Here is a 25,028-nt window from a genome sequence, read left to right on the forward strand (position 1 = left end):
CTTTATAGTAAAGCGTTTGCATTCAAATAGAATGCCTGCGTTAGAACAATATAGTTAGCTCTCATGAAATCGGATGCTAGCAACTCTTCTTACTTTTATTCGTTACCCCGACTTATTGAGCCGATACAGAATTGGCGTAAAAAAGGAAAGCGCAAGAATGTTCCAGGACAACGACGTTGTGGACGTGTCAATGTGATGGGAGCAATCCGAGAATTAGACCGAAAACGGGTATGCTTTTTCGTCAAAAAAGGTAATGCAGATATTTTTTACGAGCAATTACAACAATTAAATGCATTAATTAAACAAGAGTGGATAAGTAAAGGAAACCTTGGTGAAAATTTTGCTAAGTATGGTTCAAAGGTTATTTTAATTTTAGATAATGCTAGTTTTCATAAACGCAAAGATATTCTGGCTAAGATATCTCAAGAGTTTCCAAATTTCGTTTTAGAATTTCTACCTGCTTACAGTCCTGATTACAATATCATTGAGTTAGTTTGGCATTCATGCAAAGAATATATTGCTCATCGGTTATTTAAATCAGTAGATGAATTGAAATCGCTGCTAGATAAGCTGTTAAATCAAAGTGAGTTAGTAATTAAGTGGCATCGGAAAATAAAAAATAAAGGTAATCTAAACTATGTTGCAGCTTAAATGCTGATTAGCTTACTAAGATGGAGCAATTATCACTGTTCTCATAACTAATTCTCTGAAGTTGTTGGAGAAACGGTTTCAGCCATTGCGTGGCCGCTGGTGACAGCTTCGCTGATACCGTTGGCGAATTCATTGGAGGGGGTGATTTTCGGTAACTTGCTTTGACGGGTTTCCACGACAGCACAAGGATTTTCAGCGTTAAGAAATATTTCGCCAACGGTATCTTCGCTACTTTCCCCCATCAAGGAAGCTTGACTAGCTAACGATGTCAACCTCCTCAATGGTGGGCGGCTAGGCAAAAAGCTCGGAAGTCTTCTCCATCAGCGCGGTGCCTTCAATTCATGGGCAGGCAATCTGCTGGCGAGCCAATCAGGCTTACAGCATGGGAAGCACGCGGGGACGAGATCCGGTCGGGAAGGCTGCGTCGATTCGATCGAGTTCGGTTTGGGTCAGATTGAGTTCCCCGGCTCCCGCGTTTTCAGCGGCGTGTTCGGGGTTGGATGCTTTGGGGATTGCGAAGAGCGAGGAATGCCGCACCAGAAATCGGAGCGCGACTTGGCGAGGGGTGGCGTTATGGGCGGCGATTTCCTGTAGTACGCGACCTGCGGTTGTGCGCGAGCTGGGAAAATCCCCATGACCGAACGGGCTGTATGCGACTACGGCGACCCCATGCTTCTCACACCAGGGGATCACAGCATGTTCGATCGCTCTCTCTTTCAAATGGTAAAGGACTTGATTGCAGACGAGAGAACCCTCGCCAGCGATCTTCTGGACTGCTTCAAGGTCAGGCACATCGAAGTTGCTCACGCCCCAGCAGAGAATCTTCCCCTCGTGCTGAAGCTGCTCGAAGGCAGCGATCGTCTCCTCCAGTGGGTGTTGACCGCGCCAGTGCAACAGATAAGAGTCCAGCCGATCGGTATGAAGTCGAGCGAGGGATTTCTCACAGGCTATGATCGTCCCTCTGCGAGAAGCATTTCCAGGAAGAACCTTGGAAACCAGGAAAACCTGATCGCGTCGTCCAGCGATCGCCTCTGCGACCACCTCCTCGGCGCTGCCGTACATCTCTGCCGTGTCGATGTGGGTCATGCCGAGATCGAGTCCTTGGCGCAAAGCGGCGATCGCAGAGGCGCGGTCACCGTTGTCGATGTACCAAGTTCCTTGACCGATCGCTGCCACCTCGCGCTGCGTGGAACCAAATCGATGCTGTTCCATATCTGTCCTCCTGATTAACGCTCCGAGTCCTCACACCGTCTGCCTTACCTGCCCTGCATGGCTGAACAGCTCGATCATTTCCCGGTTGAAGGCTGGGATGTCGTCTGGCTTGCGGCTCGACACGAGGTTGCTATCAACTACAACTTCCTGATCTACCCACTGGGCACCTGCGTTCTGGAGATCAGTCTTGAGCGACGGCCACGAGGTGAGCTTTCGTGCGCGCACCACATCTGCCTCGATCAGAGTCCAAGGCCCGTGGCAGATCACCGCTACCGGCTTGTCAGTATCGAAGAAGGACTTTATAAACTCGATCGCCTTAGCGTTAGTCCGAAGTTGATCTGGATTGGCAACACCACCGGGAAGCAGGAGGGCATCATAGTCGGCTGGATTTACTTGATCGAGGGGTACATCTACCGGGAAAAAATCCCCTTTGTCATAATGGTTCCAGCCCTGAACGCGATCGCTCTTAGGTGAAATGATGTAGGTTTGAGCACCTGCTGACTCAAGGGCAAGCTTTGGTTGAGCCATTTCAACTTGCTCAAAGCCATCTGTAACCAGAATAGCAACTTTCTTATTTGTGAGCTCTTCTGTCATCTTTACCTCCTAAAGTGTTGGCTAGACTTGGTTTTTTCGTGTTCATGTGGGGTTTTAGGCAGCCTGACCTGGCTTGAGCACGATCTTGATACAGTTGTCCTTCTTGTGCTTGAAAATTTCGTAGCCGTGCGGTGCTTGTTCTAGCGGCAGACGATGGGTGATTACAAAAGATGGGTCGATATCGCCATTTTGGACGCGATCAAGTAACGGGCGCAAGTACCTATGAACATGCGTTTGTCCCGTTTTAAATGTTAAGGCTTTGTTCATGGCAGCACCCATCGGTATCTTGTCTACAAAGCCGCCGTAAACACCAGGAATTGAAACAGTGCCACCTTTGCGACAGGCAACAATCACTTGCCTTAGGGCAGTGGGTCGGTCGGTTTCCATACGCACGGCTTGCTTTACCTGGTCGTAAAACGCATCAGGACCCGTACCGTGGGCTTCCATTCCCACAGCATCCATGCAAGCATCTGGACCGCGCCCACCGGTCATATCTTTGAGGGCTTCACCAACATCAACTTCCTCATAGTTAAGGACTTCTGCCTTGCCGTCTTTCGCCATCTGTAGGCGTTCGGGAACTCGATCAATAGCAATGACGCGCTCGGCACCTAGCATATATGCACTTCTAATGGCAAACTGTCCGACTGGACCGCAGCCCCAGATCGCTACAGTATCTCCTGGCTGGATATCGCAGTTTTCCGCTGCCATATAGCCAGTGGGGAAGATATCCGTCAGAAACAGGACTTGTTCGTCTGTTAGTCCATCAGGAATCTTGAATAAACCGACATCGGCAAAGGGAACGCGGGCATATTCAGCTTGACCTCCAGCATAGCCACCCATCATATGGGAGTAGCCGAAAAGACCAGATGGAGAATAACCCATGAGTTTTTCCGGTATCCAGGCGTTGGGGTTGGGGTTGGAGTTATCGCACAGCGACCACAAATCTTTTTGACAAAAGAAACAGGAGCCGCAGGAAATGGTAAAGGGGACGGTCCTTGCCAATCGTAGTAAGAGTACTTTTGAGGAGAAATATCTCAAAGTTTGGCAACATAATCAACAACGATGAAGGATATTTCTTGATTATTCTCAGGAAACCTGGCATAAATCTCAAAAAACTTGAGTAATGAGGAAGTCTCTAAGGTTAGAAGAGTTAAGTTTTGTCCTCAATGTTGGAATCCTGGCGCTGCGGTTGACCCTATGTGGGGTCATGTCAAAGCCAAGTTTTGTTATCTCTGCGGTACCCCGATTCGAGCTAACTGCGCGAATTGCGGTGAGTTGGTGTTGTCTTTGAGACATCGATTTTGTCCAATTTGTGGCTGTGCTTATAAAACCCCCGTCAAAATCGCTAAAACCTAATAATCAACTCTTTTTTCTCAAACCCACACTCCACAATACTTTCAGGCTATCTTGCCTCTGGTGACAGCTTCGCTATATCTACGCCGACTTAGCGATGAATGAAGAGTACGAGCCGTTAAAATGCGATCGCGTCTTGTGTTCTGGTAGGTGATAGCGTATTAAATTATTGAATTTACTTTTTACTTTTGCCTTGTTGTACTAATGTGTTTGCTAGTTCAATTTAATAAACATCTCCGAATACAAGGGTTTCAGGTAACGCATAATTAATTTCTAGAGATGTCTAATGACTATTCAGTGAAATGAGCCTAACGTTGGGAAAGTAAGTGCGATAGCGATTAACATCACGGGTAATGAGAGGCAAATTAGCAGTGCTAGCATGGGCACCAATGTAAAAATCAGGCAATGGGGGGGTTCTGGCACCACCACGACGACGGTAGTTAAGAAAACTTTGACCTGCTAGGAATGCCGCATCCCAAGGTAAAGGCAGACGTTGAAATATATCTTCCGGCAATGCAGTGATGAGTTCCTGTTCTCTGGGAAAGCCGATGGCAATCTCAGCGTAGATGATAGGATTAATAGCAAGTTGGTCTTGACGGGCATAGGTTGTCAGTTGAAGGGCTGACCAATCAAACCAGTTGCGATCATTGGTAAGAATGTCGAGGATAACGTTGCTGTCTACCAAGACGGTCATTGATTATCGTCGCTACGAGTGAGAGTCATAATTTGTTCAGTGGTGAGGTTTCCAGTAGCACAACCCCGCATAGTGTCAATCCAGGTTGAGATTTTATCGATAGGTTGTATTTTCTTGAGGTAGAGGCGATCGCCTTCGATTTCAAACGCTAATTCTACGTCAGGAGAAATGTTTAGCACCTCTCGGATTTCAGGAGGGATGGTAATTTGACCGTCAGGTGTAATCCGCATCGTATGTTTGTTGTTCAAGCATTCTTATGTCCTCATATTAATGTTGGTTGAAGTGTTTGGCTAATAGCATTTACCCCCGAAGGTGTTTCGAGGGCAAGATCGAATTGATTCTAGATTGTTTCCGAACATTCCCTTAACGGCTGAACAGATTTTTGCAATGAGTCGCTGATAACTTACGGTTCGCCCATTTTAAATTGAGTTAGAAAAAAGCCGAACGATTTAATAAGGGTTCTAAGCTGTAATTCAAATGTACTATCGTTTCGACTTTATGCGTAGTTTACCGCCGTAGGCATCACATAAAAATAGAGTTTTGAGAGCGAAGCGGGAATTTACTAAAATATCTAAAACTATTACGGTGTCTAGAGTCAAGTCAGGTCGTGATTTTAGTCTACGTAGTCTGTTGGTATTTGCGAATCAATAGTGTTATCTGAAACTATTGGGCGGCTACCATCTATCTCTAGAGTATCTTGAACTTGAAAATTACTCTTAGCGATCGGACGTTGACCATCTATATCAAGAATAGCTTCAACCTCTAAATCACTAGGGTCAATTGGACGTTTGCCATCTATGTTTAGCGTGTCATGCTCTTGAAAAGCGCTCTTAGTGATCGGGCGTTGGCCATCTATATCAATTGTTTGATCGTAATTATTTTCATCTTTTACAATTGGGCGTTGACCATCTATATTAATTATTTCCTGAATTTGAATGTTACTTGGATCAACTGGACGGTGACCATCTATATCAATTGTTTTAGTTATCTCTTTGGGTTCACTAGAGGATAAAACTATATCACTTTCAGTACCTTTTGTATGCTGAACCGAATTATTTTTAGTACTATCAACTTTGTTCTTGTTATCCATGTTTGTTTATTGTTATTCTAAAAATTGTTTAAGAAATCTGTTAGGAATTGGTATTGGCGAAAGTATTACATTGCTGAGGTTCGCCCGTTTGGATACCTCGTTTAAACCAACGAACCCTTTGAGCTGAACTACCATGTGTAAAAGATTCAGGCACAGCATAGCCTCTAACCTGTTTTTGCAAGCGGTCATCTCCAATACTGCTAGCTGCGTTCAATGCTTCTTCAATATCGCCTGTCTCCAAAATTTGGCGTGAGCGTTGAGCATGATTTGCCCAAACGCCTGCAAAACAGTCTGCTTGTAATTCTAATCGCACAGAAAGCTGATTTGCTTGCGTCTGATTCACTTGGGTTTGCAAGGTTTGAACTTGCTCCGAAATGCCAAGTAAATTTTGGACATGATGCCCAATTTCATGAGCAATCACATATGCTTGAGCAAAATCTCCAGGTGCTTGATATCGAGTCTTCAAATCCCGGTAAAAACTCAAGTCAATATACACCTTTTGATCGCGCGGACAATAAAATGGCCCAACTGCTGAACGTGCAAATCCACAAGCAGACTCCACCGCTCCTGAGTAAAGAACTAACTTTGGTTCTACATAAGTTTTTCCATCTTGCCGAAACAACTCACTCCATGTATCTTCTGTATCAGCCAGTACAACAGATACAAAATCCGCCATTTGATCTTGAGCTTGAGACCCTGTTGTTTGAGGTGACTCAGCTATCGGGCTATCACTTGGTAGGGAATCTTGTTGCCAAAGTCCACTGGGATCACCACCCAATAGTAAAACCAGTAGCGATATCAGTGCTGCTCCAACACCTCCACCCACGACAGGTGCGGAAATCCTCGTTCCACGCCGATCTTCAACATTTGTACTCCGACGGCCTATTTGCCAACGCATAATTAGTGCTTACTAATACTCACAAAAAAATACCCCTTGAACTAGGTAGAATGAAATCTACACAAGCTTTTTGTGGGAGCAAATAAATATTACTCATTTTATGTATCGATCTCGTCTGCCTACGGACAAAATATAAATAAAGCACCCTCAGTCTTTAGGAAGGTTATTAACTAAGTAGTCTTACTCGGTAGTTGAAACCTTGGTTTATCAACGATTCCCTAGCCGCACTGCCCAGACGGTGCAAGCATTATTAAAGTAGCGGTTGATAGTGCTAGAAAATTAGGGCAGAAATTATTACCAATGCCATTAATCAATATGCAGATAAATTATTAGGAACTTTTACTGTTATTTCATCTAAAGTATTCGCATTGTAAAATGACATAATGAAGAATTATCTTAAGATATTTTTACTGTTTTTGAGCTACTACATACAGTAAAAAATAAAATTCCTACAACCTGCTATTAATCAAAGTCATAGGAATTTATTTCTTTACGGGACTGGTGCGATTCGAACGCACGACCTGACGCTTAGGAGGCGTCCGCTCTATCCAACTGAGCTACAACCCCAACTATGAAGCACATATAATTATAGCAGTACTTTTACCGAGACTGCCAAACATTATTCCAACTGCCGCCTACTTCTAAACCACAAAGAAAACTTTCTGCTTTCAAGATTATTTTAGATTTTTTCCCATTTAGTTCTCGTAACTCTAAATTTAACTTTCCTTGCATGGTGTCTCGGCAACAGTATCTTAAACCATCCTCTGTAGGCGCACGCAGAGATGTACCAGGCAAATCTGTGGTTCCTGTCAATTCAATTTCATAATTAGAGTTGGTAGCTTTCATTTGCCATCTACCCCAAGGCTGAATTTCCCAGTTTACTTGTGAATTCCAGGGAACGAATTCATAAAACTTGCCTTGATAGTGCAACCCAATCATCGCTACAGATTCCATCCACCACAGCACACCCCGCCGTCCACCGCCAGCAGTTAATGCTAAGTCGGGTTCGCCCTCAAAGCAATTACAATTTATCCAAAACCATTTTTGTGGAAAAGCACCACCCCAATTTTTCTCGCCGTAGGCTGGGGCGTTGGTGAATTCGTAGATTTTGCCATTCCAGTCAATCTTTCCACTGGCTAAACCGTGAGCCATCAAAATTTGCCATCCGGGTTCAAAAATCTGCGAGAATGACAGCCAGCCTGCGGTTGATTGCTGAATGCTATTTTTATTACCCCAACCGTATATTGGTTGAATTTCATACTGCCAACGGCAATAATTATTGGTGGCGCGATCGCAAATCACTCCCTGATTCAAAGTAGCTGTAGCTTGATAACCCTCTTGAATATGATGCTCAAACTCTGCTGGGAGCAAGTATAGAGGAGAAATTTGCAAATCTGTTTTACCCCAATGACCTAAACCCAAGACATCTCGACTACCCCAAAATTTATTCACATCAGGAAAAGTACGCCATAAATACTCATCATCCGGGCCGAGAATTTGGGCTGCACCACCACTGTGGGGTTTACCGCCAATGGGATCTTCGATGGAGTACATAAAGGCGAATGTTTGCCCAATTTCCGGCAAAGTGATGCGGTAATACCAGCCTTCAAAGAAGCGGCGACTACTTCCATCCCAGTGATAACCAGAATGGGGCGTTTGAGTTGATTGGAGGAGATTTAAGGGAATAGTTAACATATATCTATATAGTTATAGTTGCCGATTTTTTCAGTATGCGCGATGACCTCGATATCAATCATGCTTATGAAATTCTTGGGCTGGAACCGGGTGCATCACAAGCACAAGTAAAGCGAGCTTACCGTCAACTGGTGAAAATTTGGCATCCCGATCGCTTTCTTGAGCAAAAGCAAAAACAGGAAGCTGAGGAAAAAATCAAATCAATCAACGCAGCTTACAACAAGCTCAAATCTGAAAGTCCATCCGAGCCTCCTATTCCTGAAAATCCATCTTCATCTTCGCCTAAAAATCCCACAAAAATATCTGTCAATCGTTGGGATGCTGAAACTTTCTATAGTTTAGGGGTAGAGAATGCTACAGAAGGAAGGTATGAGGATGCGATCGCAGATTTTACCCACGCAATTCGTCTAAATCCTCACTATGTTGAGGCGTATAAATATCGTGGGCTAGTTTGCTCACAACTGGGATACGAATATAGAGCCGCTTCCGATTTAAATAAAGCTACACAAATAGAAGAAGAATTAAGGAATCCGGGTGCTGCACGGAGAGTGCGATCGCCTAGATATGTATCCAAACCTAGACCTCTGGTAGAAAGATTTTGTCAGGGGATTAAAAAGATATTGCGGCTAAACCGGCGTTGGAGATAAAAAACGAATATAGTTTAACACGCTTCAGACAGCGATATCATATCTTGAGTTAGGAAATACTTGTACTGGGGAATACTAAGTAGACTTAGATTTGCTGCTGATTTTCTAGTATGAGCGATCACGTCGATATAAATCATGTTTACAATATTCTGGGGTTAAAAGCAGATGCATCTGTTGATGAGGTCAAGCAGGCTTATCGCCAGATGGCTAAGACTTGGCATCCAGATTGTTTTCTCGAACCACAGCAAAAGCTAGAAGCGGAAGAAAAAATCAAAGAAATCAATCAAGCTTATGCAAGATTAAAGTCTTATCAGCCAGATGAGACAAATAAATCTGGTTCCACTTCTACCAAAATTGATTTTACTCCATCTAATGCTGAAAGTTTCTATAAACTGGGCATGGAGAAAGCTCAAAGAGGAAAATATAGTGAAGCAATTGAAGACTTTAGCAAAGCCATTCGTCTCAACCCCAACTACTTTGAAGCTTACAAATACCGAGGGCTTGCTTGCTCAAAACTAGGATATGAAAATAGAGCCAAGTCAGATTTGAAAAATGCCAGAGAACTGGAACTGAAACAGAAAAAAGCAGCACCCAAACCTACATCGCCACCAACGCCACCGCCTAAACCTACATCGCCGCCGCCACCACCCAAACCTACATCGCCACCGCCACCACCACCCAAACCTACACCGCCACCTGAATCACAGTCTCAACTTCCATCCTGGAAATGTGTACACACCCTGACTCATCTGAACTGGGTTTTTACAACTGCAATCAGTCCAGATGGGCAAATTTTGGCTAGTGGAAGTAGTGATAATACTATTAAAATTTGGCATATCCACACAGGGAAATTACTACATACTCTCACTAGTCATACAAAATGGGTAAGATGCCTAGCCTTTAGCCCAGATAGCCAAACTCTGGTTAGTGGCAGTGATGACAGCAGCATAATGATTTGGCAGGTGTCTACAGGTAAATTACTCAAGACACTCAAAGTACATTCAACCCCAGTTTTTTCTGTAATCATTAGTCCAGATGGTCAAACTATCTTGAGTGGCGGTACAGACACTACTATTAAGGTTTCTCATATAGAGATGGGACAATTACTGCAAGTCCTCAAAGGTCATTCTGGCTTAGTTTACTCCCTTGCTATTTGCCCAAAGCAGCAGATTTTTATCAGTGGCGGTGCGGATAATACCATTAAGCTGTGGAATTTAAAAAGTAGGAAACTGCTGCAAACTCTCAACGGGCATTCAGGCTGGGTGACTTGTGTCGCCATTAGCCCTGATGGACAAATTTTAGCGAGTAGCAGTTATGACCAGACTATCAAGTTATGGAATATCAATACAGGTAAGCTAATTAACACACTTGCTGGACATCATAGCTATGTTTGGTCTGTTGCTTTTAGTCCCGATGGTCAGCATCTTGTTAGTGGTAGTGCAGATCATACAGTGAAGCTATGGAATGTTAACACCGGACAAGAACTTTACACGCTGGGCAACCATTCAGATTGGGTTAACTCCGTCGCTTTCAGCCCCGATGCCAAAACTTTGGTTAGTGGTAGTCGAGACATGAAAATCAAGCTTTGGAGATGCAATGTCTAACGAAAAATCGAAGTAAATTTGATAATTTCAGCACTAACAACCGCATAAAGCAAGTAGTAAGTTTTAAATGCGTTATCGCGTAAAAACTGTGCTGAGTATTGTTTATAAATGACCTTTAATCATAATTTATTCTTGTTTATTAAAAATTTAGATAACTGAAGCAAATTACTAGATTTTTCATCAAAACATCACCTAACAGTTTAATAAACATCTATCTTTGGGATAATCTTTCTTTCGATTAAGTATTAACTTCCTGGAGATAGAGCCACTTGTTTAATCTCAGAGGTTATTCTGATAATTACCAACAGTTGAGTAGCAAATAAAACTCAATATTTATCAGCAACACAAATTTTTAAGCTCATTAAAACCTCTTGTTCATTACAAAACTTTAGTCTGTCAAAATCATATCGAGGAGCGAAATCAACAGCTATGTCTATTCCCAATGAACGCGAAATCAAAAACAGTGAAATCAAGCAAGAATCTTACACTGATATTAATGGTAATACTCACACTGACTTGACACGAACCACTGAAACAGTCAAGAACAACACAGCTAATCCCAACTCTTACACTAACGGTTACGTACAAGGTCGAAATGTTGAGCGTAGCTACCAGCAAGCAGATTTAGCCCAGCGTGATGAAAACAATGCTAGTGGTGGTTTGCTATTGGGTATTATCATCACTTCCCTGCTTGGTTTGGTTATAGGTGGCGTCTGGTACTTCAACCAACAGAATAACGCAGCCGTTGACAATACCGTGCCAGTCGTGGTTCCTGTACCAAGTAGTAGTCCAACTCCTAGTGCTTCTCCACAAACAAAAACGACGATAATCGAAAGAACCAGGGAAGTACCTGTTCCTGTTGCTGTTCCTGTTCCACAACAGCAGGTTACACCTCCATCTGCACCTCGCCAACCGGATATTAACATTACTATCCCACCCCAGCAGCCTGCGGCAGAAAAAGCACCTTCTGTAACTCAGCCAACACCAAAAGTTACACAAAGTCCAAGTAGTAATACTCCGAATTCGCAGAATGAGGGTGGTACATCTAGTAATACTGTGGTTCCAGGTGCGAAAAATGATACTTCTAAAACCACTCCACCTCAAGGAGTAGACCAGTCAAACAGTACATCTAATAGCGGTTCTTCTACCGCAGATGATACTACTACAGGCGGTTCTGCTCAATAACGGCTTCTGAATCAGCCCACTTGATAATGCTGGTATCAACACCAACATCTAACAAGTGGGAATATTCTTAAGAAAGATTTCTGAATTATTGCGAAAAGTAAATGGTACTCAAGTTTAGTAAAGGTGTCTTGTAGCTAAAGAAACATGATGCTAGATTAAGAGCAAGGTACAAACAGGTTAAGAGTTAAACAAAAACTTTCAAGTTAGAGCCTGTACCTCCTGCTCTAATATTCTCGCGATCGCTCTTTTAGTTGTAGCATCCATTGAATGTATTCTCGCTTGAAGTTCAATGAGTTGTTTTGGAGGTTTTAAAACGCACTGCCAGAAAATGCCTGCCTAGTTGAAATGTTAGGATGTGCAATTCTGAGTATAGCGATCGCCAATCTTGTCCACCTTAGTTTGAGTTAGTTACTTCTGAATTCTTTGATCTTCAAGAAACCGCCCCAAGCTGCTGATATTATCCATCGTAGCTTAAGGCGGTTTCTGTTTTGAGTATTATGCATTTTTGTCGTTTGTCATTTGTTCTTTGCTATTTATCTCTCTTCTTAGGAGAGAGTTATTTAGACCAATGAACAATGACCAATGACCAATGACTAATGACTAACTAACGTAATTACAGTCACTTCTGGCGGACAAAATAAACGTCCTGGTTTATAAGTTCCTAAACCACGATTAACATATAGTTGATTTTCTTCTACCTTGTGAAACCCTTGCGCCCACTCCCAATAGCGCACGACTTTAGAACAGTCTCCCAGGAAAAATGTTACCCAACGCCGTAATTTTTTGGGAATTTGTTTCAGCAGCTTTTTATAATAAAATACTAGAGGCCCAATGCCCGGAATTACGATGTGACCACCGTGGGTATGACCAGATAGTTGCAAATCTACGCGCCATTGCTGCAATATCTTAGCTGTATCTGGGTTATGGGATAAAACGATGCGGGGTGTAACGGAGTCTAATTGATTCATGACTGGTGCAGGGTAAAATTCCTGTGACCAATAATCAGCTAGTCCTACCAATGGTAATTGTTTTCCTAATGGATAGGCGATTTCATTCCAAAGCACATGTACCCCAATGCTAGTTAACGCCTGTGTAACTTCTGCTTTTGAGTGGCTGTAATAGATATCGTGATTACCAAGTACAGCATAGATACCACAGCGACTTTGCAAATGTTTGAGTCGAAGCGCCAATTGGTGAATCGGCGTCGGATCGTCAGTTACGTAGTCACCAGTTAATAGAATTAAATCTGGTTCAGCTTGGTTAGTAAGTGCGATCGCTTTTTCTAACATATCTTCCGACAGCCGCAAACCATCGTAGTGAAAATCTGACAACTGCACTAGGGTTGTACCTTGTAAAGATGCTGGAAGTTCCGCAATCTTAACCGTGATTTTATCTACTCTTAAATGTCCCGTAAACAACCAATGCATAAGGCAACCGATACTCCTCATACCAGCGCTTACAGCTTACCAAAAATCAAAATGTAACTTGATAAACTGCAATAATTTATGTCATATACTCCAAATATAACTAACAAATTAACTTAAATACTAGCTTCAATTTGTAGTGATTCATTAGCCAGAATACCTACTGTGATTGCGTTCTTTAATTTTGACATTTAAATTACTTACTCACCTTGTAGGGTGATTATAGTAACTTCTGGACGGCAAAATAAGCGTCCTGGGAGGTAAGTTCCCAAACCACGATTGACGTATAGCTGATTTTTTCCTATCCGATGGAAACCCTGTGCCCATTCCCAATGCTTAACTACAGAAATATTTTCTTGCAAAAATGGCACTCGATGCCGCACTTTTCTGGGTATTTTTTCTGTAAGCTTTTCGTAAAAAAACATTGCAGGCCCAATTCCGGGAATCATGATTTGACCACCGTGAGTATGACCAGATAATTGTAAGTCAACTCGCCATGTTTGCAGTATCTCTGCACTATCAGGGTTGTGAGATAAAACGATACGGGGTATGTCGGGGTTTAGTTGATTCATGACTGGTACGGGATTAAATTCCCGTGACCAACTATCTGCCAATCCAACAAGAGGCAATTCTTTTCCTAATGGATAGGCAATTTCGTTCCAAAGGACGTGAATTCCAATGCTAGTAAGGGCATCGGTAACTTCTGCTTTGGCGTGTTTGTAATGGATATCGTGATTGCCAAGAACAGCATAGATACCACTGCGACTTTGCAGATGTTTGAGTCGAAGTATCAGTTGGTGAATCGGTGTCGGATCGTCAGTTACATAGTCACCAGTTAATAAAACTAAATCTGGTTCAGCTTGGTTAGTAAGTGCGATCGCTTTTTCTAACATCTCTTCCGATAGCCGCAAACCATCGTAGTGAAAATCTGACAACTGCACCAACTTCTTACCTTGTAACGATGCAGGCAACCCTGTAATATTAACCGTTAATTTTTCTATACTCAACGGCCCAGATAACAACCAATGCATAAGACGTTCAATAAAGCTCAATCATAGCGCTTACAACTTCAGGAAACATCCTTGCTTCGTGTGTAGCGGTCAGCACAATTTAATAAGAAATCCCCTCTGCTTTCATCATACTAAAGTCATTACAAGGCAGAGGGGTTTCATTTTTTATTCTTGTATAGTGTATGGGCAGATTTTAAGGTTTATGCTGGCAAAAAACCAGTTTCTCTGATGTTGTGTTTATTTAACCTGCCTACTTAGTTCAGCCTAGTCCCAATCAGGAATCTGGGCATCTTCTCCACCAATCCCGATTCCAGTGTTAAATATGTCGGCATCAGTGAGATTGAGATCATTCATTGATGCTTTATACACATTAGAATCGTGAATTGTAGCGCGAGTAAAATTTACTCCGTTGAGATTGGTTTGCTTCAAATTCACATTGGTGACATAAGCTGATGTTAGGTTCGCACCTGCCAAATTTGCACCAGTTAAGTCAGCACCTTCGAGGTTAGCCCCTACAAGGTTGGCTCCTTGGAGCTTCGCGTCTCTCAAGTCAGCACCAATTAAATGAGCGCCACTGAGGTTAGCTCCCACTAGATCACACCGGATACATTCCCCAGTTGAAAGCAGCTTTTGTAAGTCCTGCGGATTTTCGGCTCTAACCGAGCTTGTGAAAAATAGGGGAGTTGCCAAGGCCATGGCCGCTAATAGCTGAAGTTTCATAATTTTCCCCCTTAAATAATCAAGTTGCGTCCGTTCTATCCCTCACAACTCTATTATCTCATTAAACTTCTTGAGGTCAATCCATCTCTTGACAACTTAGTTGTGATATGAAATAGGGATAACGGTAATTTAGCAAATGCCGTTAATTCTGATTTTTGGCGATTTTTACTTGATAATCCCTAAAAAACTACCAGTGTTAAATCACTATTAAATTTTTTAAAAGTTTGCATTACTTGCCATGACTTGGTTATTTTGATAAGTATTTATACTTCTTTAAGGCCTCAGAAATTCTCGCATATACTGATTAACCAATTCAGGTTGTTCTTGCTGCACCCAATGTCCACAATTAGGTATGTACTTAATTTGAAAGTCTCTGACATAGGCTTCGGTATTGTAAGTTAGCTCCTTGCCAAGTGCAGTGTCATTTTCTCCCCAAATCATCAGTGTTGGCACTTCTAGAACGCCCCAATTTGGATTTAACATTCTCTGTTGGAAAATATTACGGTAGTAGTTCAACATTGCTGTGAGCGCACCACGTTTTGCAGCAGCATTTTTATAAGCTTCAAGATCCGCTTTGGTGAAAGCACTCTTGTTAACTGCTGTACCTTTAAAAGCTGTTTCAATTACTTGGTAGTCTAAAGATTGTAAAAGTAATTCTGGTATCCACGGTAGTTGAAAAAGGAATATATAATTGCTACGTAGCAACTGTTGAGGAGTGCGTAAACCTTGGGCAAATTTGGCAGGATGAGGCAGGTTAAGGATAATTAATTGCTCTAACATTTCGGGATGAGTATATGCAAAATTCCAAGCGATCGCACCTCCCCAATCATGGCCAACTAATACACATTTTTGGTATCCTAATCCTTTAATTACTCCCTCAACGTCTTTGATAAATTCATCCATTACATAAGCTGATTGCTCATTTGGTTTATCACTATCGTTGTAGCCACGCAAGTCAAGGGCAACGACTTTAAAATCTTGGGCAAATTCTGGTATTTGATGCCGCCAAGAGTACCAAAATTCAGGAAACCCATGCAACATCAACATTAAAGGGCCTTCGCCTTGGGTAACGTAGTGTAACTTTACCCCATTGGTAGTTATATATTCGTGTTTCCAAGAGTTTTCTATTAGAGACATAATTAATCTAAATTCAGCATTAAAAAACACTAAATAGTAATACTCTACTTAATAAGTGTAATATCATGTTGATTAGCCTCACATCTATTAAAAGGCAGTATTACGATAGTGATTTTTTGCAAAAACATTAGACAATTTGCCTTGGGATAGATGTGAATCGTGGGTAAATTTTGGTAAAAGGTAAATATAATAATTTTCCCCAACTACCATGACACAACAGTTGACAAACCATGCTTCATTGTGGGTTGAGCGACTGGGACGATTTGGCTATGTTTCTAAGGGAGTAGTTTACGGTATAGTTGGGCTACTGGCAGCACAGGCGGCTTTTGGCAACGGTGGTAAAACAACTGATACCCAAGGCGCTCTCCAAACAATCGTTAACCAGCCATTTGGTAAATTTTTGCTAGCTTTAGTTGCAATTGGCTTGATCGGATACGTAATCTGGCGTTTTGTACAGGCAATTAAAGACCCAGAAAATAAAGGTAATGATGCCAAAGGTTTGGCAGTGCGAATTGGTTACGCAGTTAATGGCTTGATTTATGCAAGTTTAGCCTTAAGTGCTGTGAAAATCGTTATGGGTACAGGCGGGGGTAAAAATAGTAGTGATTCTACTGAAGATTCGACAGCACGTTTGCTTTCTCAACCCTTTGGTCAATGGTTAGTTGGAACTGCGGGGGCATTTGTAATTGCTCTAGGTTTCTATCAGTTTTATCAAGCTTTTAGTGGGAAATTTCGTAAAGAACTCAATTTAACTGAGTTAAGCAACAAAGAAGCCCAATGGGTAATGAGGATTGCCAGATTTGGTTTAGCGGCACGGGGTATAGTATTTTGTATTACCGGCTGGTTTTTAATCGAAGCTGCTAGGCAATCGAACGCCGCTACCGCAGTAGGTTTGGATGAAGTATTACAGACGCTAGCGCAACAGCCTTATGGAGCATGGCTTTTGGGTATTGTTGCGTTAGGTTTGGTTGCCTATGCCATTTATACAATAATACAGGCGCGGTATCGTCGGCTAGTCAATTTTTAGATGGTGCGTGCCGAGAATTTCAATTTCTAGAAATGCCAATAATAGAAACCCGTGGTATCTGGCTGACGACTACTGATAGTAAGGTTCTCAGGTCAAAGCAACGCATTGCTGAGATGATGAATTTGCTTGCCGAGACGGGATTTAATGTGGTGTTTCCCGTTGTTTGGAACAAGGCAGTAACTTTATATCCTAGTCAAACAATGCGGCAGACTTTTGGAGTCGAAATTGACCCTATGTCTGTAGGCCGTGACCCTTTAGAAGAGGTGGTAGTTGAGGCGCGGCGAGTTGGGTTGAAAGTCATTCCTTGGTTTGAATACGGTTTTGCCAGTTCCTACAATTTGAATGGTGGTGTACTTTTACAAAAAAAACCAGAATGGACTGCGCGTGATTGTAACGGCAATTTACTGAAGAAAAACGGCTTTGAGTGGTTGAATGCACTCGATTCACAGGTGCAGGAATTCTTCTTGAACTTGGTGCTGGAAGTTGTAAAGAATTATGATGTGGATGGTGTTCAAGGAGATGATCGCTTCCCTGCATTCCCCTGTGAAGGTGGCTATGATGAGGTAATTATCACTCGCTATCGCCAGAAATTTAATTGCAATCCACCACAGAACCCCAAGGATAAGCAATGGTTACAGTGGCGTGCAGATATTCTCACTGAGTTTTTGGCGCGTCTCTACCAGGAGGTGAAAGCGGTGAATCCTAACTTGTTAGTAGCGATCGCACCTAATATCCATGATTGGGCATTCCAAGAATATCTGCAAGACTCACCCGCATGGCTGAAGCGGGGAATCGTTGATATGATTCAGCCGCAGATTTATCGGCGTGACTTTGGGAGTTATTGTGCGATCGTTGATAAACTAGTAAACCAGCAGTTCACAGATGCGACACTGCCGAAATTAGCACCGGGAATACTGATGAAGCTTGGCAGTTATTGTATTAGTCCAGAATATTTGGTGCAAGCAATTGAATACAATCGTCAAGTTGGAATTCAAGGAGAGGTATTCTTTTTTTACGAAGGTTTGCGCGAGAATAACAATACCCTAGCTAAAGTTTTGCGAAATGGCCCCTATGCTAAGTCTGCATCATTTCCCACTCTGTCAGATTTGAGTGCGGGTGGTGTGATTAACAAGAGTACATCTTCTATTTGGCAAAGGTTGTTAAAAAAGATTGTCTAAGGGAAAATGCGCGTGGAATCTCAATTATCGGTGGAACGGGTAATTAAAACTTTAAAAGAGGATTTACCAACACTTTTCAAAAAAGATATTTCATATTACATTTATACAGATGATATCTATTTTAAAGACCCAGTAAATACATTCAAATACAAATTTAACTATCGCATTATATTTTGGACATTGCGATTTCACGCTCGGCTATTTTTTACCCAAATTTACTTTGATGTACATGAGGTTTATCAGTCAGCCGAATACACTATTTTAGCAAAGTGGACAGTGCGGGGAGTGTTACGCGTTCCTTGGAAAGCAGATTTACTTTTTAATGGCTGTTCAACGTATAAATTAAACCAAGATAATTTCATATATGAGCATATTGATACTTGGGATAGAAAACCAGGTGAGATTTTACGGCAGTTTTGGCAAAGGAGAGGAGAGAGCTAATTAGCTGTTAGATATTCATTCTTGAGACGAAGAATAATTAAGATTAAAATACAATACAGTTCAGTTAAGCCTAAAACTCTTTGCCAAAGTCAATTTTTTTAAGAACCGCCAAGAACGCCATCGCGTAGCGTCTCGTTAGAGAAGGACGCAAAGAGAAGAAAGAAATGCTTAACTGAACCGTATTGCAGTAGAATGCCTTTATCTGGGGTAACTATAATTTGGTAAGATAAGAATCTTTGTAATTTAGCATTACAGAGATTACTAAGAAAATGACCTTTATTTTTAACTCAGATATTTATAGTGAATTGCTGTCTCAACATTAACCTCAGATTATCAAGACAGAAGAGGAAAACGAGAAGTTTTTAGAAACTGTTGAAAAACTGCTTTCTCGTTCTCATCTGACTCCTGAAGAAGATGCTTTGATGGAATTATTAGTAAAACTGATTGAGGATTTTGAAGATAAGCACTATCAGCTTAATTCCTCAACACCTTATTCAAGACTCTTGCATTTGATGGAAGCTAGGGGTTTGCAACAAGCTGATTTGGTAGAAATTCTGGGTTCGAGCGAGATTGTTACTAAAATCATGAATAGCGAGCTAGAAATCACTAAAAAACAAGCTGAAGATTTGGGAAAATTTTTTCATATTGATGCAAGTTTGTTTATTTATTGATTTTGTTAAACCAATAAAGTTTTTCCACTAATTGGTTGATGGTATAAAGTCATTAGCTGGTTAGCATTTAAAGTTTCTATGGCATAAGCTTTTCCTGTTAAGTCGCTGAATTCTACTTCAAAAACTCCAGGTTCATATTCTTCTACAATCGTTCCTACTTGACCGCGATGCAATCCCATTTCTGGTAAATCTTCGGTTAGGGCAACCACATCTAATAATTTCATTATTATTACCTCATTGCTTAGATTATATAACAGGTGACTAGGCGGGGGAAGCCTTCATTATTACGCACTATCCAAACGCTTTGAATAATTGCTTGTTTATCTGAACGATTCAGGGGAAAATCAATGATATATTTTTGACCGTATAAATTCCTTTTACCAGGGATAGCATCATAATTTACTACTGCTTGTAAAAGTATGGCTTGTAATTCTTCTGCATCATCTAAATTTAAGTCTAGTGCAGATTTAAATACACGGGCTTTGTGTTTTCCCTCTGGATGTTCTGGGTTGAGACAGTAACCCGCAATTTTATCTATTTCAACGATAGCGCATTCAGCGTTAGGAAGTTTCATATTGAAGAAGGCAGAAGGCAGGAGGCAGAGGGCAGAAGGTTCAATGTTTTGTAGGGGATTCAACACCGTACTTAATTGGGGCCACCAAATTGAAAATTTGGTGGGGGTCTTAAACCCTTGTTCCCTTTGGTCACGGCAGAGGACAGAAAACAGTATTCCAACTGAAGCTCCTGCCTTCAGCAAGAACTGCCTTTCTAGATAAGTTTTTTACAACCTTTGACTTCCCCACACTGCAATTCAACAGTTAAATAAAAATCAAATAGTCTCAAACTAGGGATAAAATTTAGAGACAGGATGTTTAGTTTTATATAATACACCCTACTTGGAAAAGACTAAGATTTAACCGCCGGATACTGTTTCAAAACCTGCTTTAAATATTGCCCAGTATAAGACCTGGGATTTTTTGCAACTTCCTCCGGTGTCCCTACAGCAATCAATTCTCCGCCTTTGTCGCCACCTTCTGGCCCTAAATCTATTACCCAGTCAGAACAACGAATTACATCTAAGTTGTGTTCAATTACTAATATTGAATTGCCTTTATCTACTAATCGTTGCAATACATCTAACAATTTATGGACATCGTAAAAAGATAACCCTGTTGTCGGTTCATCGATTAAATAAAGCGTCTTACCTGTGGCGCGTCGAGATAGTTCTGTCGCCAATTTTACTCGTTGCGCTTCACCACCAGATAAAGTAGTCGCAGGTTGTCCTAATTGGACATAACCCAACCCGACATCAAATAAAGTTTGTAAACGCGCGATCGCTTTAGGTATATTCTGGAAAAAGTCTAAACTTTCCTCAACTGTCATTCTCAGAACATCAGAAATTGACTTATCTTTATACTTCACTTGCAAAGTTTCGCGGTTGTATCTTGCACCTTTACAAATTTCGCATTGCACGTAAACATCTGGGAGAAAGTTCATTTCAATAACATTTACACCCTGTCCGCTACAAGCTTCGCAACGTCCACCTTTAACGTTGAAGGAAAATTGTCCTGGTTTGTAACCCCTAGCTTTGGCTTCTACTGTTTGGGAAAATACATCCCGAATAGCATCGAAAATTCCTGTGTAAGTTGCAGGGTTGGAACGTGGCGTGCGTCCAATTGGGGATTGATCGATAACGATCGCTTTATCAATCGCGTTTAATCCCTGAATTTTATCCAAATGTCTGGGTAAGGGAACTTTCTTAGTTAAATGGTGTTGCAGAGATGGGTACAGTAATTCGTTAATCAGGGTAGATTTGCCAGAACCAGACACACCAGTGATCGAGACGAGTTTACCTAGCGGAATGTCTACATCTATGTTTTGTAAATTGTTGCGATGAGCATTTTTAATTCCCAAACTGCGCCCATTCCCTTCTCGGCGTTCTGCTGGTGTGGTAATTACTCGCCTTCCTGATAAATATGCACCCGTCAAGGAATCTTCTGCTGCTAATAACGCCTGAAAATCACCTTGGGCGATAATATTTCCGCCGTGAATTCCTGCACCAGGGCCAATATCAACTATATGGTTAGCTGCGCGAATAGTTTCTTCATCGTGTTCAACGACAATTAATGTATTACCCAAATCGCGCAATTTAGTTAAGGTTTTGAGCAACCTACCATTATCTCGTTGATGCAAACCAATACTCGGTTCATCTAAAACGTAGAGAACTCCTGTTAAACCAGAACCAATTTGCGTTGCTAGACGAATTCGTTGGGCTTCGCCACCGGAAAGGGTCATGGCGGGACGGTCAAGGGTGAGATAATCTAAACCGACATCCAACAAAAATTGCAATCTGGCTTTGATTTCTCTCAGGACTAAATCAGCAATTTGTAACTGCCGATCGCTCAACTTGAATTGCTCAATTCTCTCTCGACAATCCCGAATTGATACGGTAGTCAATTCTAAAATTCCATATTGTCCCAACTTCACCGCCAAGGCTTCCGGTTTTAACCGTTTTCCTTTACAAACTTCACACGGTTGATCGATTAAATACTGCTCTAATTTTTGCTTAATTAATTCCGAACCACCCTCATACTGCCGTTGCAAAATTGGAATAGCACCTTTAAAACTCTGCTTTCTTTGTGCTTCTGTGGCTCGTTCATCTTTCTCTCCAAACAAAATAATTTGCTGCTGTTCTTCTGTCAGCTTGCTCCAATTTGTTTGTAACTCAAACCCATAAATCTGTCCGATGCTATAAAGTAATTCCAGATAATAAGAATTATCTTTTTCTGACCAAGGCGCGATCGCAGCATAAACTGGCGCTTCCCAGTCGGGTACAATCAAGTCTGGCGCAAATCTTCTTAAAGTCCCGATTCCATGACAGTGCGGACAAGCACCATAAGGTGAGTTAAAGGAGAACAATCGCGGTGATAGTTCCTCCATTACCGCGCCATGTTCTGGACAGGCAAAATTTTCCGAAAATACTAATTCTTCTTCTTTTTCTTGTCCGTCGTCACCAAGCAGACTCACCAGAATGGCTGCAATCCCACCCGATTGCTTGAGACACGTAGACAGGGAATCAACCAAACGCTCCTGGATATCAGCCTTTTTCACCAAGCGGTCAATTACCACTTCGATGGTGTGGGTAAAGTTTTTATCCAATTCAATGGAATCTGACAGTTCGCGGATCTCGCCATTGATCCGCACGCGGACAAAACCTTGAGATGCCAGACTTGACAAAAGCTTACGATGTGTGCCCTTTTTACCTCTGACAACGGGTGCAAGAATTTGGAAGCGGGTGCGATCTGGTAATTCCATGATGCGATCGCACATCTCATCGATTGTCTGGGGTGCAATACAGCGATCGCATATCGGACAATGGGGTTCGCCAGCGCGACCAAATAACAGCCGCAAATAGTCGTAAATCTCCGTCACCGTCCCGACAGTGGAACGGGGGTTATGAGACGTTGACTTTTGGTCAATAGAAATTGCTGGACTTAAGCCTTCAATGGCTTCGACATCCGGCTTATCCAGTTGTCCTAAAAATTGCCGTGCGTAGGCGCTGAGGGATTCTACATAGCGACGTTGCCCTTCAGCGAAAATGGTATCAAAGGCTAGAGAAGACTTACCAGAACCAGAAACGCCAGTGAATACGATTAGGCGATCGCGTGGCAATTCCAAGTCAATATTTTTCAGATTATGCTGCCTAGCACCCCGAATCCGAATGGTATTCTGGCTGTTGTGGCTGGGGTACGGAAGATGTCCATTCAAGGATGCTGCTAGCTGTTTGTCTGACATATTGGGCGGCGAAGAAGGAGTTTCTTATGAAACAGTCCTTAATAATACTATCTTTAATTAGTTTATAGTAGAACAATCGTACTGTTTTAGTTAGTTGTCGTTCCAAATTCATGGCGCAGACATCCTTAAGAGTCTGCTAATTTGGAAGCATCCTGATTTAAATCCTTCTGAGGGCGAAGCTATGGTATCGCAAATCCAACCGCCGACCCAGCCAGAGGTCATCTACCCAGATAGTGACGGACAACCAGTGGCTAATAATACCATACAGTTTGGCTGGATTGTGGAAATTAAGCAGAATCTAGATTGGCTATTTGCCGACGATCCAAATGTATTTGTTGCCGGGGATTTGTTTTGGTATCCAGTAGAGGGACGCAACAAAATTGTTAATGCCCCAGATGTGATGGTGGTATTGGGTAGACCAAAAGGCGATCGGTTGTGTTACCAACAATGGAAAGAGGAGGGAATTGCACCGCAAGTAGTGTTTGAAATTCTTTCTCCGAGCAACACACAAACTGAAATGGACAAGAAATTACTTTTCTACGATCGCTATGGCGTAGAAGAGTACTACATTTACGATCCTGAAAAAAATAATTTGTGTGGATGGTTGCGTAGCGAAGACGGTTTAGATGTCATCCCCCAAATGGAAGATTGGGTGAGTCCCCGTTTAAAAATTCGGTTTGCTTTATCAACAGAGGGCTTACAGTTATATCGCCCTGATGGAGAACGGTTTTTAACTTACACAGAAATTTCTCGCAACGCTGAACAAGAACGCCAACGGGCAGAACTTGCGGAACAAGCTAGAAGAGATGCCATACCCCGATTATTGCAAATGAATTTGAGCATCGAACAGATTGCCCAAGCTTTGGGATTGTCAGTAGAAGAAGTGCGAACCCTTGCTCAGGAGTAACGCCGTGTGCAATTTTTTAATCGGGTCATTAGAAATTGAATTTGTACTTGAGATATTCTGATTATGCTAGCCAATGCAGCCACTCATAATGTCACCTGGGAAAAGTTACCTGATGATTTTGTTTTAGATAACGAGCCAGTGGATAACATTAATCAGCCACTCTTGGCTGCTGCTTTAACAGAAAGCTTAGAACTTGCTGGCAGATTACCCGCCGATGCTTTAACCATCACTAACTACGGTATCTGCGCCACTTTGAATAATCGGTTTGTCGTCAAAGCACCAGATTGGGGATATGTATCATCTATTCGAGTCTCACGAGAAGAAGTGAAGCGCAGTTATACGCCACGACTCCAAGGTGATATTCCCGTAATTGTGATGGAATTTCTCTCAGATACCGAAGGTGGAGAGTATTCGAGTAAACTGACCTATCCCCCTGGTAAATGGTTTTATTATGAGCAGATTTTACAAGTGCCAAACTATGCCATTTTTGAACCAGACGGCGGAGTTTTAGAAGTTTATCGGCGAGATGATTTAGGAAATTATGAACTACAAACACTAGATGCAAATAATCGTCACTGGATTGCCGAAATGAACTTGTTTTTAGGCGTATGGCAAGGAAGCCGAGAAAACTGCATAGGTTATTGGTTACGTTGGTGGGATGATAATGGCGAATTATTACTGTGGGGTTTGGAGTTAGCAGGAAAAGAACGGCAACGTGCAGAGAGATTGGCCGCTCAGTTAAAAGCGTTGGGGGTAGAACCGGAGGTTTAACTCGGAACTTTGACCTTTTTGCTCGGCCGTTCGTGTTCGGAACTCGGAACTTCGACCTTTTTGCTCGGCCATTTGTGTTCAGACCTCGGAACTTCGACCTTTTTGCTCGGCCATTCGTGTTCAGACCTCGGAACTTCAACCTTTTTGTTTGGTCATTAGAGTTTGAAACTCGGAAGTTCGACCTTTTTGCTCGGTCATTCGTGTTCGGAACTTGAAACACCGAGTCCAGAACTGCGTAGGCGTAGCCCGTCGTAGGCATTGCATTTCTAATTTACCAAGCGATCGCTCTTTTTGAATATTAAAGGGCGATCGCTCCTTCATCCC

The 25,028-nt window shown here is 42.2% G+C and carries 26 protein-coding genes, 1 tRNA gene and 2 pseudogenes; 11 read left to right on the plus strand and 18 right to left on the minus strand.

Going from position 1 to position 25,028, the window contains the following annotated elements; genetic code table 11:
- Positions 1-48: 48 nt before the first annotated feature.
- A pseudogene (locus H6G96_RS14075) lies at positions 49-651 on the plus strand (IS630 family transposase); the annotation flags it as partial.
- Between the two features lie 47 nt (positions 652-698).
- Here H6G96_RS14075 and H6G96_RS14080 read toward each other — a convergent pair.
- The 4 genes and pseudogenes from H6G96_RS14080 to H6G96_RS14095 form a co-directional block, all read right to left on the minus strand.
- Entirely contained in the window at positions 699-950 is a 252-nt protein-coding gene (locus tag H6G96_RS14080; RefSeq protein ID WP_206757670.1) for a hypothetical protein, read from the minus strand.
- A 76-nt stretch (positions 951-1,026) separates the two neighbouring features.
- Entirely contained in the window at positions 1,027-1,863 is an 837-nt protein-coding gene (locus tag H6G96_RS14085; protein WP_190912042.1) for an aldo/keto reductase, read from the minus strand.
- Positions 1,864-1,893: 30 nt separating this feature from the next.
- Positions 1,894-2,457 (minus strand): type 1 glutamine amidotransferase domain-containing protein, encoded by a 564-nt coding sequence (locus H6G96_RS14090; protein ID WP_190912043.1) that lies wholly within the window; start codon positions 2,455-2,457, stop codon positions 1,894-1,896.
- Positions 2,458-2,511: 54 nt separating this feature from the next.
- Positions 2,512-3,447, minus strand: a pseudogene (locus H6G96_RS14095) (zinc-dependent alcohol dehydrogenase); the annotation flags it as partial.
- A 126-nt stretch (positions 3,448-3,573) separates the two neighbouring features.
- Between H6G96_RS14095 and H6G96_RS14100 the strand changes: the two are divergent.
- Positions 3,574-3,813 (plus strand): zinc ribbon domain-containing protein, encoded by a 240-nt coding sequence (locus tag H6G96_RS14100; RefSeq protein ID WP_277932919.1) that lies wholly within the window; start codon positions 3,574-3,576, stop codon positions 3,811-3,813.
- A gap of 280 nt (positions 3,814-4,093) precedes the next feature.
- Here the strand turns inward: H6G96_RS14100 and H6G96_RS14105 are convergent, their stop codons facing one another.
- From H6G96_RS14105 to H6G96_RS14130, 6 genes are all read right to left on the minus strand, one after another.
- Positions 4,094-4,504, minus strand: a complete 411-nt coding sequence (locus H6G96_RS14105) for a type II toxin-antitoxin system VapC family toxin (protein WP_190912044.1) — start codon at positions 4,502-4,504, stop codon at positions 4,094-4,096.
- Positions 4,501-4,734, minus strand: a complete 234-nt coding sequence (locus H6G96_RS14110; protein WP_190912247.1) for an AbrB/MazE/SpoVT family DNA-binding domain-containing protein — start codon at positions 4,732-4,734, stop codon at positions 4,501-4,503. The genes H6G96_RS14105 and H6G96_RS14110 overlap by 4 nt, the downstream gene beginning before the upstream one ends.
- 383 nt (positions 4,735-5,117) lie before the next feature.
- Positions 5,118-5,594 carry a hypothetical protein gene (locus H6G96_RS14115; RefSeq protein WP_190912045.1) on the minus strand — a complete coding sequence of 159 codons (477 nt, stop codon included), beginning with the start codon at positions 5,592-5,594 and terminating at the stop codon, positions 5,118-5,120.
- Between the two features lie 40 nt (positions 5,595-5,634).
- Positions 5,635-6,492: a neutral zinc metallopeptidase gene (locus H6G96_RS14120; protein ID WP_190912046.1), complete on the minus strand. Its 858-nt coding sequence runs from the start codon at positions 6,490-6,492 to the stop codon at positions 5,635-5,637.
- A gap of 493 nt (positions 6,493-6,985) precedes the next feature.
- Positions 6,986-7,059, minus strand: a tRNA-Arg gene (locus tag H6G96_RS14125).
- 33 nt (positions 7,060-7,092) lie between these two features.
- Positions 7,093-8,187, minus strand: a complete 1,095-nt coding sequence (locus H6G96_RS14130; RefSeq protein ID WP_190912047.1) for a tocopherol cyclase family protein — start codon at positions 8,185-8,187, stop codon at positions 7,093-7,095.
- Positions 8,188-8,222: 35 nt separating this feature from the next.
- Between H6G96_RS14130 and H6G96_RS14135 the strand changes: the two genes are divergently transcribed.
- The 3 genes from H6G96_RS14135 (at position 8,223) to H6G96_RS14145 (ending at position 11,623) form a co-directional block, all read left to right on the plus strand.
- A complete protein-coding gene (locus H6G96_RS14135; RefSeq protein WP_190912048.1) occupies positions 8,223-8,834 on the plus strand; it encodes a DnaJ domain-containing protein in 612 nt (203 codons plus the stop codon).
- A gap of 110 nt (positions 8,835-8,944) precedes the next feature.
- Positions 8,945-10,438, plus strand: a complete 1,494-nt coding sequence (locus tag H6G96_RS14140; protein WP_190912049.1) for a DnaJ domain-containing protein — start codon at positions 8,945-8,947, stop codon at positions 10,436-10,438.
- A gap of 429 nt (positions 10,439-10,867) precedes the next feature.
- Positions 10,868-11,623 (plus strand): hypothetical protein, encoded by a 756-nt coding sequence (locus H6G96_RS14145; RefSeq protein ID WP_190912050.1) that lies wholly within the window; start codon positions 10,868-10,870, stop codon positions 11,621-11,623.
- A gap of 593 nt (positions 11,624-12,216) precedes the next feature.
- Here the strand turns inward: H6G96_RS14145 and H6G96_RS14150 are convergent.
- The 4 genes from H6G96_RS14150 to H6G96_RS14165 form a co-directional block, all read right to left on the minus strand.
- Entirely contained in the window at positions 12,217-13,050 is an 834-nt protein-coding gene (locus H6G96_RS14150; RefSeq protein WP_190912051.1) for a metallophosphoesterase, read from the minus strand.
- A gap of 197 nt (positions 13,051-13,247) precedes the next feature.
- Positions 13,248-14,078: a metallophosphoesterase gene (locus H6G96_RS14155; RefSeq protein WP_190912052.1), complete on the minus strand. Its 831-nt coding sequence runs from the start codon at positions 14,076-14,078 to the stop codon at positions 13,248-13,250.
- A 243-nt stretch (positions 14,079-14,321) separates the two neighbouring features.
- The gene (locus tag H6G96_RS14160; RefSeq protein ID WP_190912053.1) at positions 14,322-14,777 is read right to left on the minus strand and encodes a pentapeptide repeat-containing protein; all 456 of its coding nucleotides are present in this window, start codon (positions 14,775-14,777) and stop codon (positions 14,322-14,324) included.
- Between the two features lie 273 nt (positions 14,778-15,050).
- Complete coding sequence (locus H6G96_RS14165; RefSeq protein ID WP_190912054.1) at positions 15,051-15,914, minus strand: alpha/beta hydrolase; 864 nt, start codon at positions 15,912-15,914, stop codon at positions 15,051-15,053.
- A 208-nt stretch (positions 15,915-16,122) separates the two neighbouring features.
- Between H6G96_RS14165 and H6G96_RS14170 the strand changes: the two genes are divergently transcribed.
- From H6G96_RS14170 to H6G96_RS41370, 4 genes are all read left to right on the plus strand, one after another.
- The gene (locus H6G96_RS14170; RefSeq protein WP_190912055.1) at positions 16,123-16,941 is read left to right on the plus strand and encodes a DUF1206 domain-containing protein; all 819 of its coding nucleotides are present in this window, start codon (positions 16,123-16,125) and stop codon (positions 16,939-16,941) included.
- 32 nt (positions 16,942-16,973) lie between these two features.
- Positions 16,974-18,119 carry a family 10 glycosylhydrolase gene (locus H6G96_RS14175; RefSeq protein ID WP_190912056.1) on the plus strand — a complete coding sequence of 382 codons (1,146 nt, stop codon included), beginning with the start codon at positions 16,974-16,976 and terminating at the stop codon, positions 18,117-18,119.
- 12 nt (positions 18,120-18,131) lie between these two features.
- On the plus strand, positions 18,132-18,560 hold the full coding sequence (locus H6G96_RS14180) for a DUF2358 domain-containing protein (protein ID WP_190912057.1): 429 nt from the start codon (positions 18,132-18,134) through the stop codon (positions 18,558-18,560).
- A 422-nt stretch (positions 18,561-18,982) separates the two neighbouring features.
- A complete protein-coding gene (locus H6G96_RS41370) occupies positions 18,983-19,231 on the plus strand; it encodes a hypothetical protein (protein WP_242063283.1) in 249 nt (82 codons plus the stop codon).
- A 5-nt stretch (positions 19,232-19,236) separates the two neighbouring features.
- On the opposite strand, the gene H6G96_RS14190 is transcribed toward H6G96_RS41370, so the two are convergent.
- The 3 genes from H6G96_RS14190 to uvrA form a co-directional block, all read right to left on the minus strand.
- Entirely contained in the window at positions 19,237-19,455 is a 219-nt protein-coding gene (locus tag H6G96_RS14190) for a DUF4926 domain-containing protein (RefSeq protein ID WP_190912058.1), read from the minus strand.
- Positions 19,456-19,472: 17 nt separating this feature from the next.
- The gene (locus H6G96_RS14195) at positions 19,473-19,805 is read right to left on the minus strand and encodes a DUF6883 domain-containing protein (RefSeq protein ID WP_190912059.1); all 333 of its coding nucleotides are present in this window, start codon (positions 19,803-19,805) and stop codon (positions 19,473-19,475) included.
- A gap of 332 nt (positions 19,806-20,137) precedes the next feature.
- Positions 20,138-23,026: an excinuclease ABC subunit UvrA gene (uvrA, locus tag H6G96_RS14200; RefSeq protein ID WP_190912060.1), complete on the minus strand. Its 2,889-nt coding sequence runs from the start codon at positions 23,024-23,026 to the stop codon at positions 20,138-20,140.
- A gap of 181 nt (positions 23,027-23,207) precedes the next feature.
- On the opposite strand from uvrA, the gene H6G96_RS14205 reads away from it, so the two are divergent.
- Positions 23,208-23,933 (plus strand): Uma2 family endonuclease, encoded by a 726-nt coding sequence (locus H6G96_RS14205; RefSeq protein ID WP_190912061.1) that lies wholly within the window; start codon positions 23,208-23,210, stop codon positions 23,931-23,933.
- Positions 23,934-23,996: 63 nt separating this feature from the next.
- Positions 23,997-24,704 (plus strand): Uma2 family endonuclease, encoded by a 708-nt coding sequence (locus H6G96_RS14210; RefSeq protein ID WP_190912062.1) that lies wholly within the window; start codon positions 23,997-23,999, stop codon positions 24,702-24,704.
- Between the two features lie 135 nt (positions 24,705-24,839).
- On the opposite strand, the gene H6G96_RS14215 is transcribed toward H6G96_RS14210, so the two are convergent.
- A complete protein-coding gene (locus H6G96_RS14215; RefSeq protein ID WP_190912063.1) occupies positions 24,840-25,025 on the minus strand; it encodes a hypothetical protein in 186 nt (61 codons plus the stop codon).
- Positions 25,026-25,028 lie beyond the last annotated feature (3 nt).

It is taken from the genome of Nostoc sp. FACHB-892 (genome assembly GCF_014698795.1).
Lineage (GTDB): Bacteria > Cyanobacteriota > Cyanobacteriia > Cyanobacteriales > Nostocaceae > Nostoc.

Excerpts from the sequence above, each read along its gene's own strand:
- H6G96_RS14085 (WP_190912042.1), bottom strand. The coding sequence starts at position 1,863 with ATGGAACAGCATCGATTTGGTTCCACGCAGCGCGAGGTGGCAGCGATC.
- H6G96_RS14090 (WP_190912043.1), bottom strand. The coding sequence starts at position 2,457 with ATGACAGAAGAGCTCACAAATAAGAAAGTTGCTATTCTGGTTACAGAT.
- H6G96_RS14105 (WP_190912044.1), bottom strand. The coding sequence starts at position 4,504 with ATGACCGTCTTGGTAGACAGCAACGTTATCCTCGACATTCTTACCAAT.
- H6G96_RS14110 (WP_190912247.1), bottom strand. The coding sequence starts at position 4,734 with ATGCGGATTACACCTGACGGTCAAATTACCATCCCTCCTGAAATCCGA.
- H6G96_RS14115 (WP_190912045.1), bottom strand. The coding sequence starts at position 5,594 with ATGGATAACAAGAACAAAGTTGATAGTACTAAAAATAATTCGGTTCAG.
- H6G96_RS14120 (WP_190912046.1), bottom strand. The coding sequence starts at position 6,492 with ATGCGTTGGCAAATAGGCCGTCGGAGTACAAATGTTGAAGATCGGCGT.
- H6G96_RS14130 (WP_190912047.1), bottom strand. The coding sequence starts at position 8,187 with ATGTTAACTATTCCCTTAAATCTCCTCCAATCAACTCAAACGCCCCAT.
- H6G96_RS14135 (WP_190912048.1), top strand. The coding sequence starts at position 8,223 with ATGCGCGATGACCTCGATATCAATCATGCTTATGAAATTCTTGGGCTG.
- H6G96_RS14140 (WP_190912049.1), top strand. The coding sequence starts at position 8,945 with ATGAGCGATCACGTCGATATAAATCATGTTTACAATATTCTGGGGTTA.
- H6G96_RS14145 (WP_190912050.1), top strand. The coding sequence starts at position 10,868 with ATGTCTATTCCCAATGAACGCGAAATCAAAAACAGTGAAATCAAGCAA.
- H6G96_RS14150 (WP_190912051.1), bottom strand. The coding sequence starts at position 13,050 with ATGCATTGGTTGTTTACGGGACATTTAAGAGTAGATAAAATCACGGTT.
- H6G96_RS14155 (WP_190912052.1), bottom strand. The coding sequence starts at position 14,078 with ATGCATTGGTTGTTATCTGGGCCGTTGAGTATAGAAAAATTAACGGTT.
- H6G96_RS14160 (WP_190912053.1), bottom strand. The coding sequence starts at position 14,777 with ATGAAACTTCAGCTATTAGCGGCCATGGCCTTGGCAACTCCCCTATTT.
- H6G96_RS14165 (WP_190912054.1), bottom strand. The coding sequence starts at position 15,914 with ATGTCTCTAATAGAAAACTCTTGGAAACACGAATATATAACTACCAAT.
- H6G96_RS14170 (WP_190912055.1), top strand. The coding sequence starts at position 16,123 with ATGACACAACAGTTGACAAACCATGCTTCATTGTGGGTTGAGCGACTG.
- H6G96_RS14175 (WP_190912056.1), top strand. The coding sequence starts at position 16,974 with ATGCCAATAATAGAAACCCGTGGTATCTGGCTGACGACTACTGATAGT.
- H6G96_RS41370 (WP_242063283.1), top strand. The coding sequence starts at position 18,983 with ATGGAATTATTAGTAAAACTGATTGAGGATTTTGAAGATAAGCACTAT.
- H6G96_RS14190 (WP_190912058.1), bottom strand. The coding sequence starts at position 19,455 with ATGAAATTATTAGATGTGGTTGCCCTAACCGAAGATTTACCAGAAATG.
- H6G96_RS14195 (WP_190912059.1), bottom strand. The coding sequence starts at position 19,805 with ATGAAACTTCCTAACGCTGAATGCGCTATCGTTGAAATAGATAAAATT.
- uvrA (WP_190912060.1), bottom strand. The coding sequence starts at position 23,026 with ATGTCAGACAAACAGCTAGCAGCATCCTTGAATGGACATCTTCCGTAC.
- H6G96_RS14205 (WP_190912061.1), top strand. The coding sequence starts at position 23,208 with ATGGTATCGCAAATCCAACCGCCGACCCAGCCAGAGGTCATCTACCCA.
- H6G96_RS14210 (WP_190912062.1), top strand. The coding sequence starts at position 23,997 with ATGCTAGCCAATGCAGCCACTCATAATGTCACCTGGGAAAAGTTACCT.
- H6G96_RS14215 (WP_190912063.1), bottom strand. The coding sequence starts at position 25,025 with ATGAAGGAGCGATCGCCCTTTAATATTCAAAAAGAGCGATCGCTTGGT.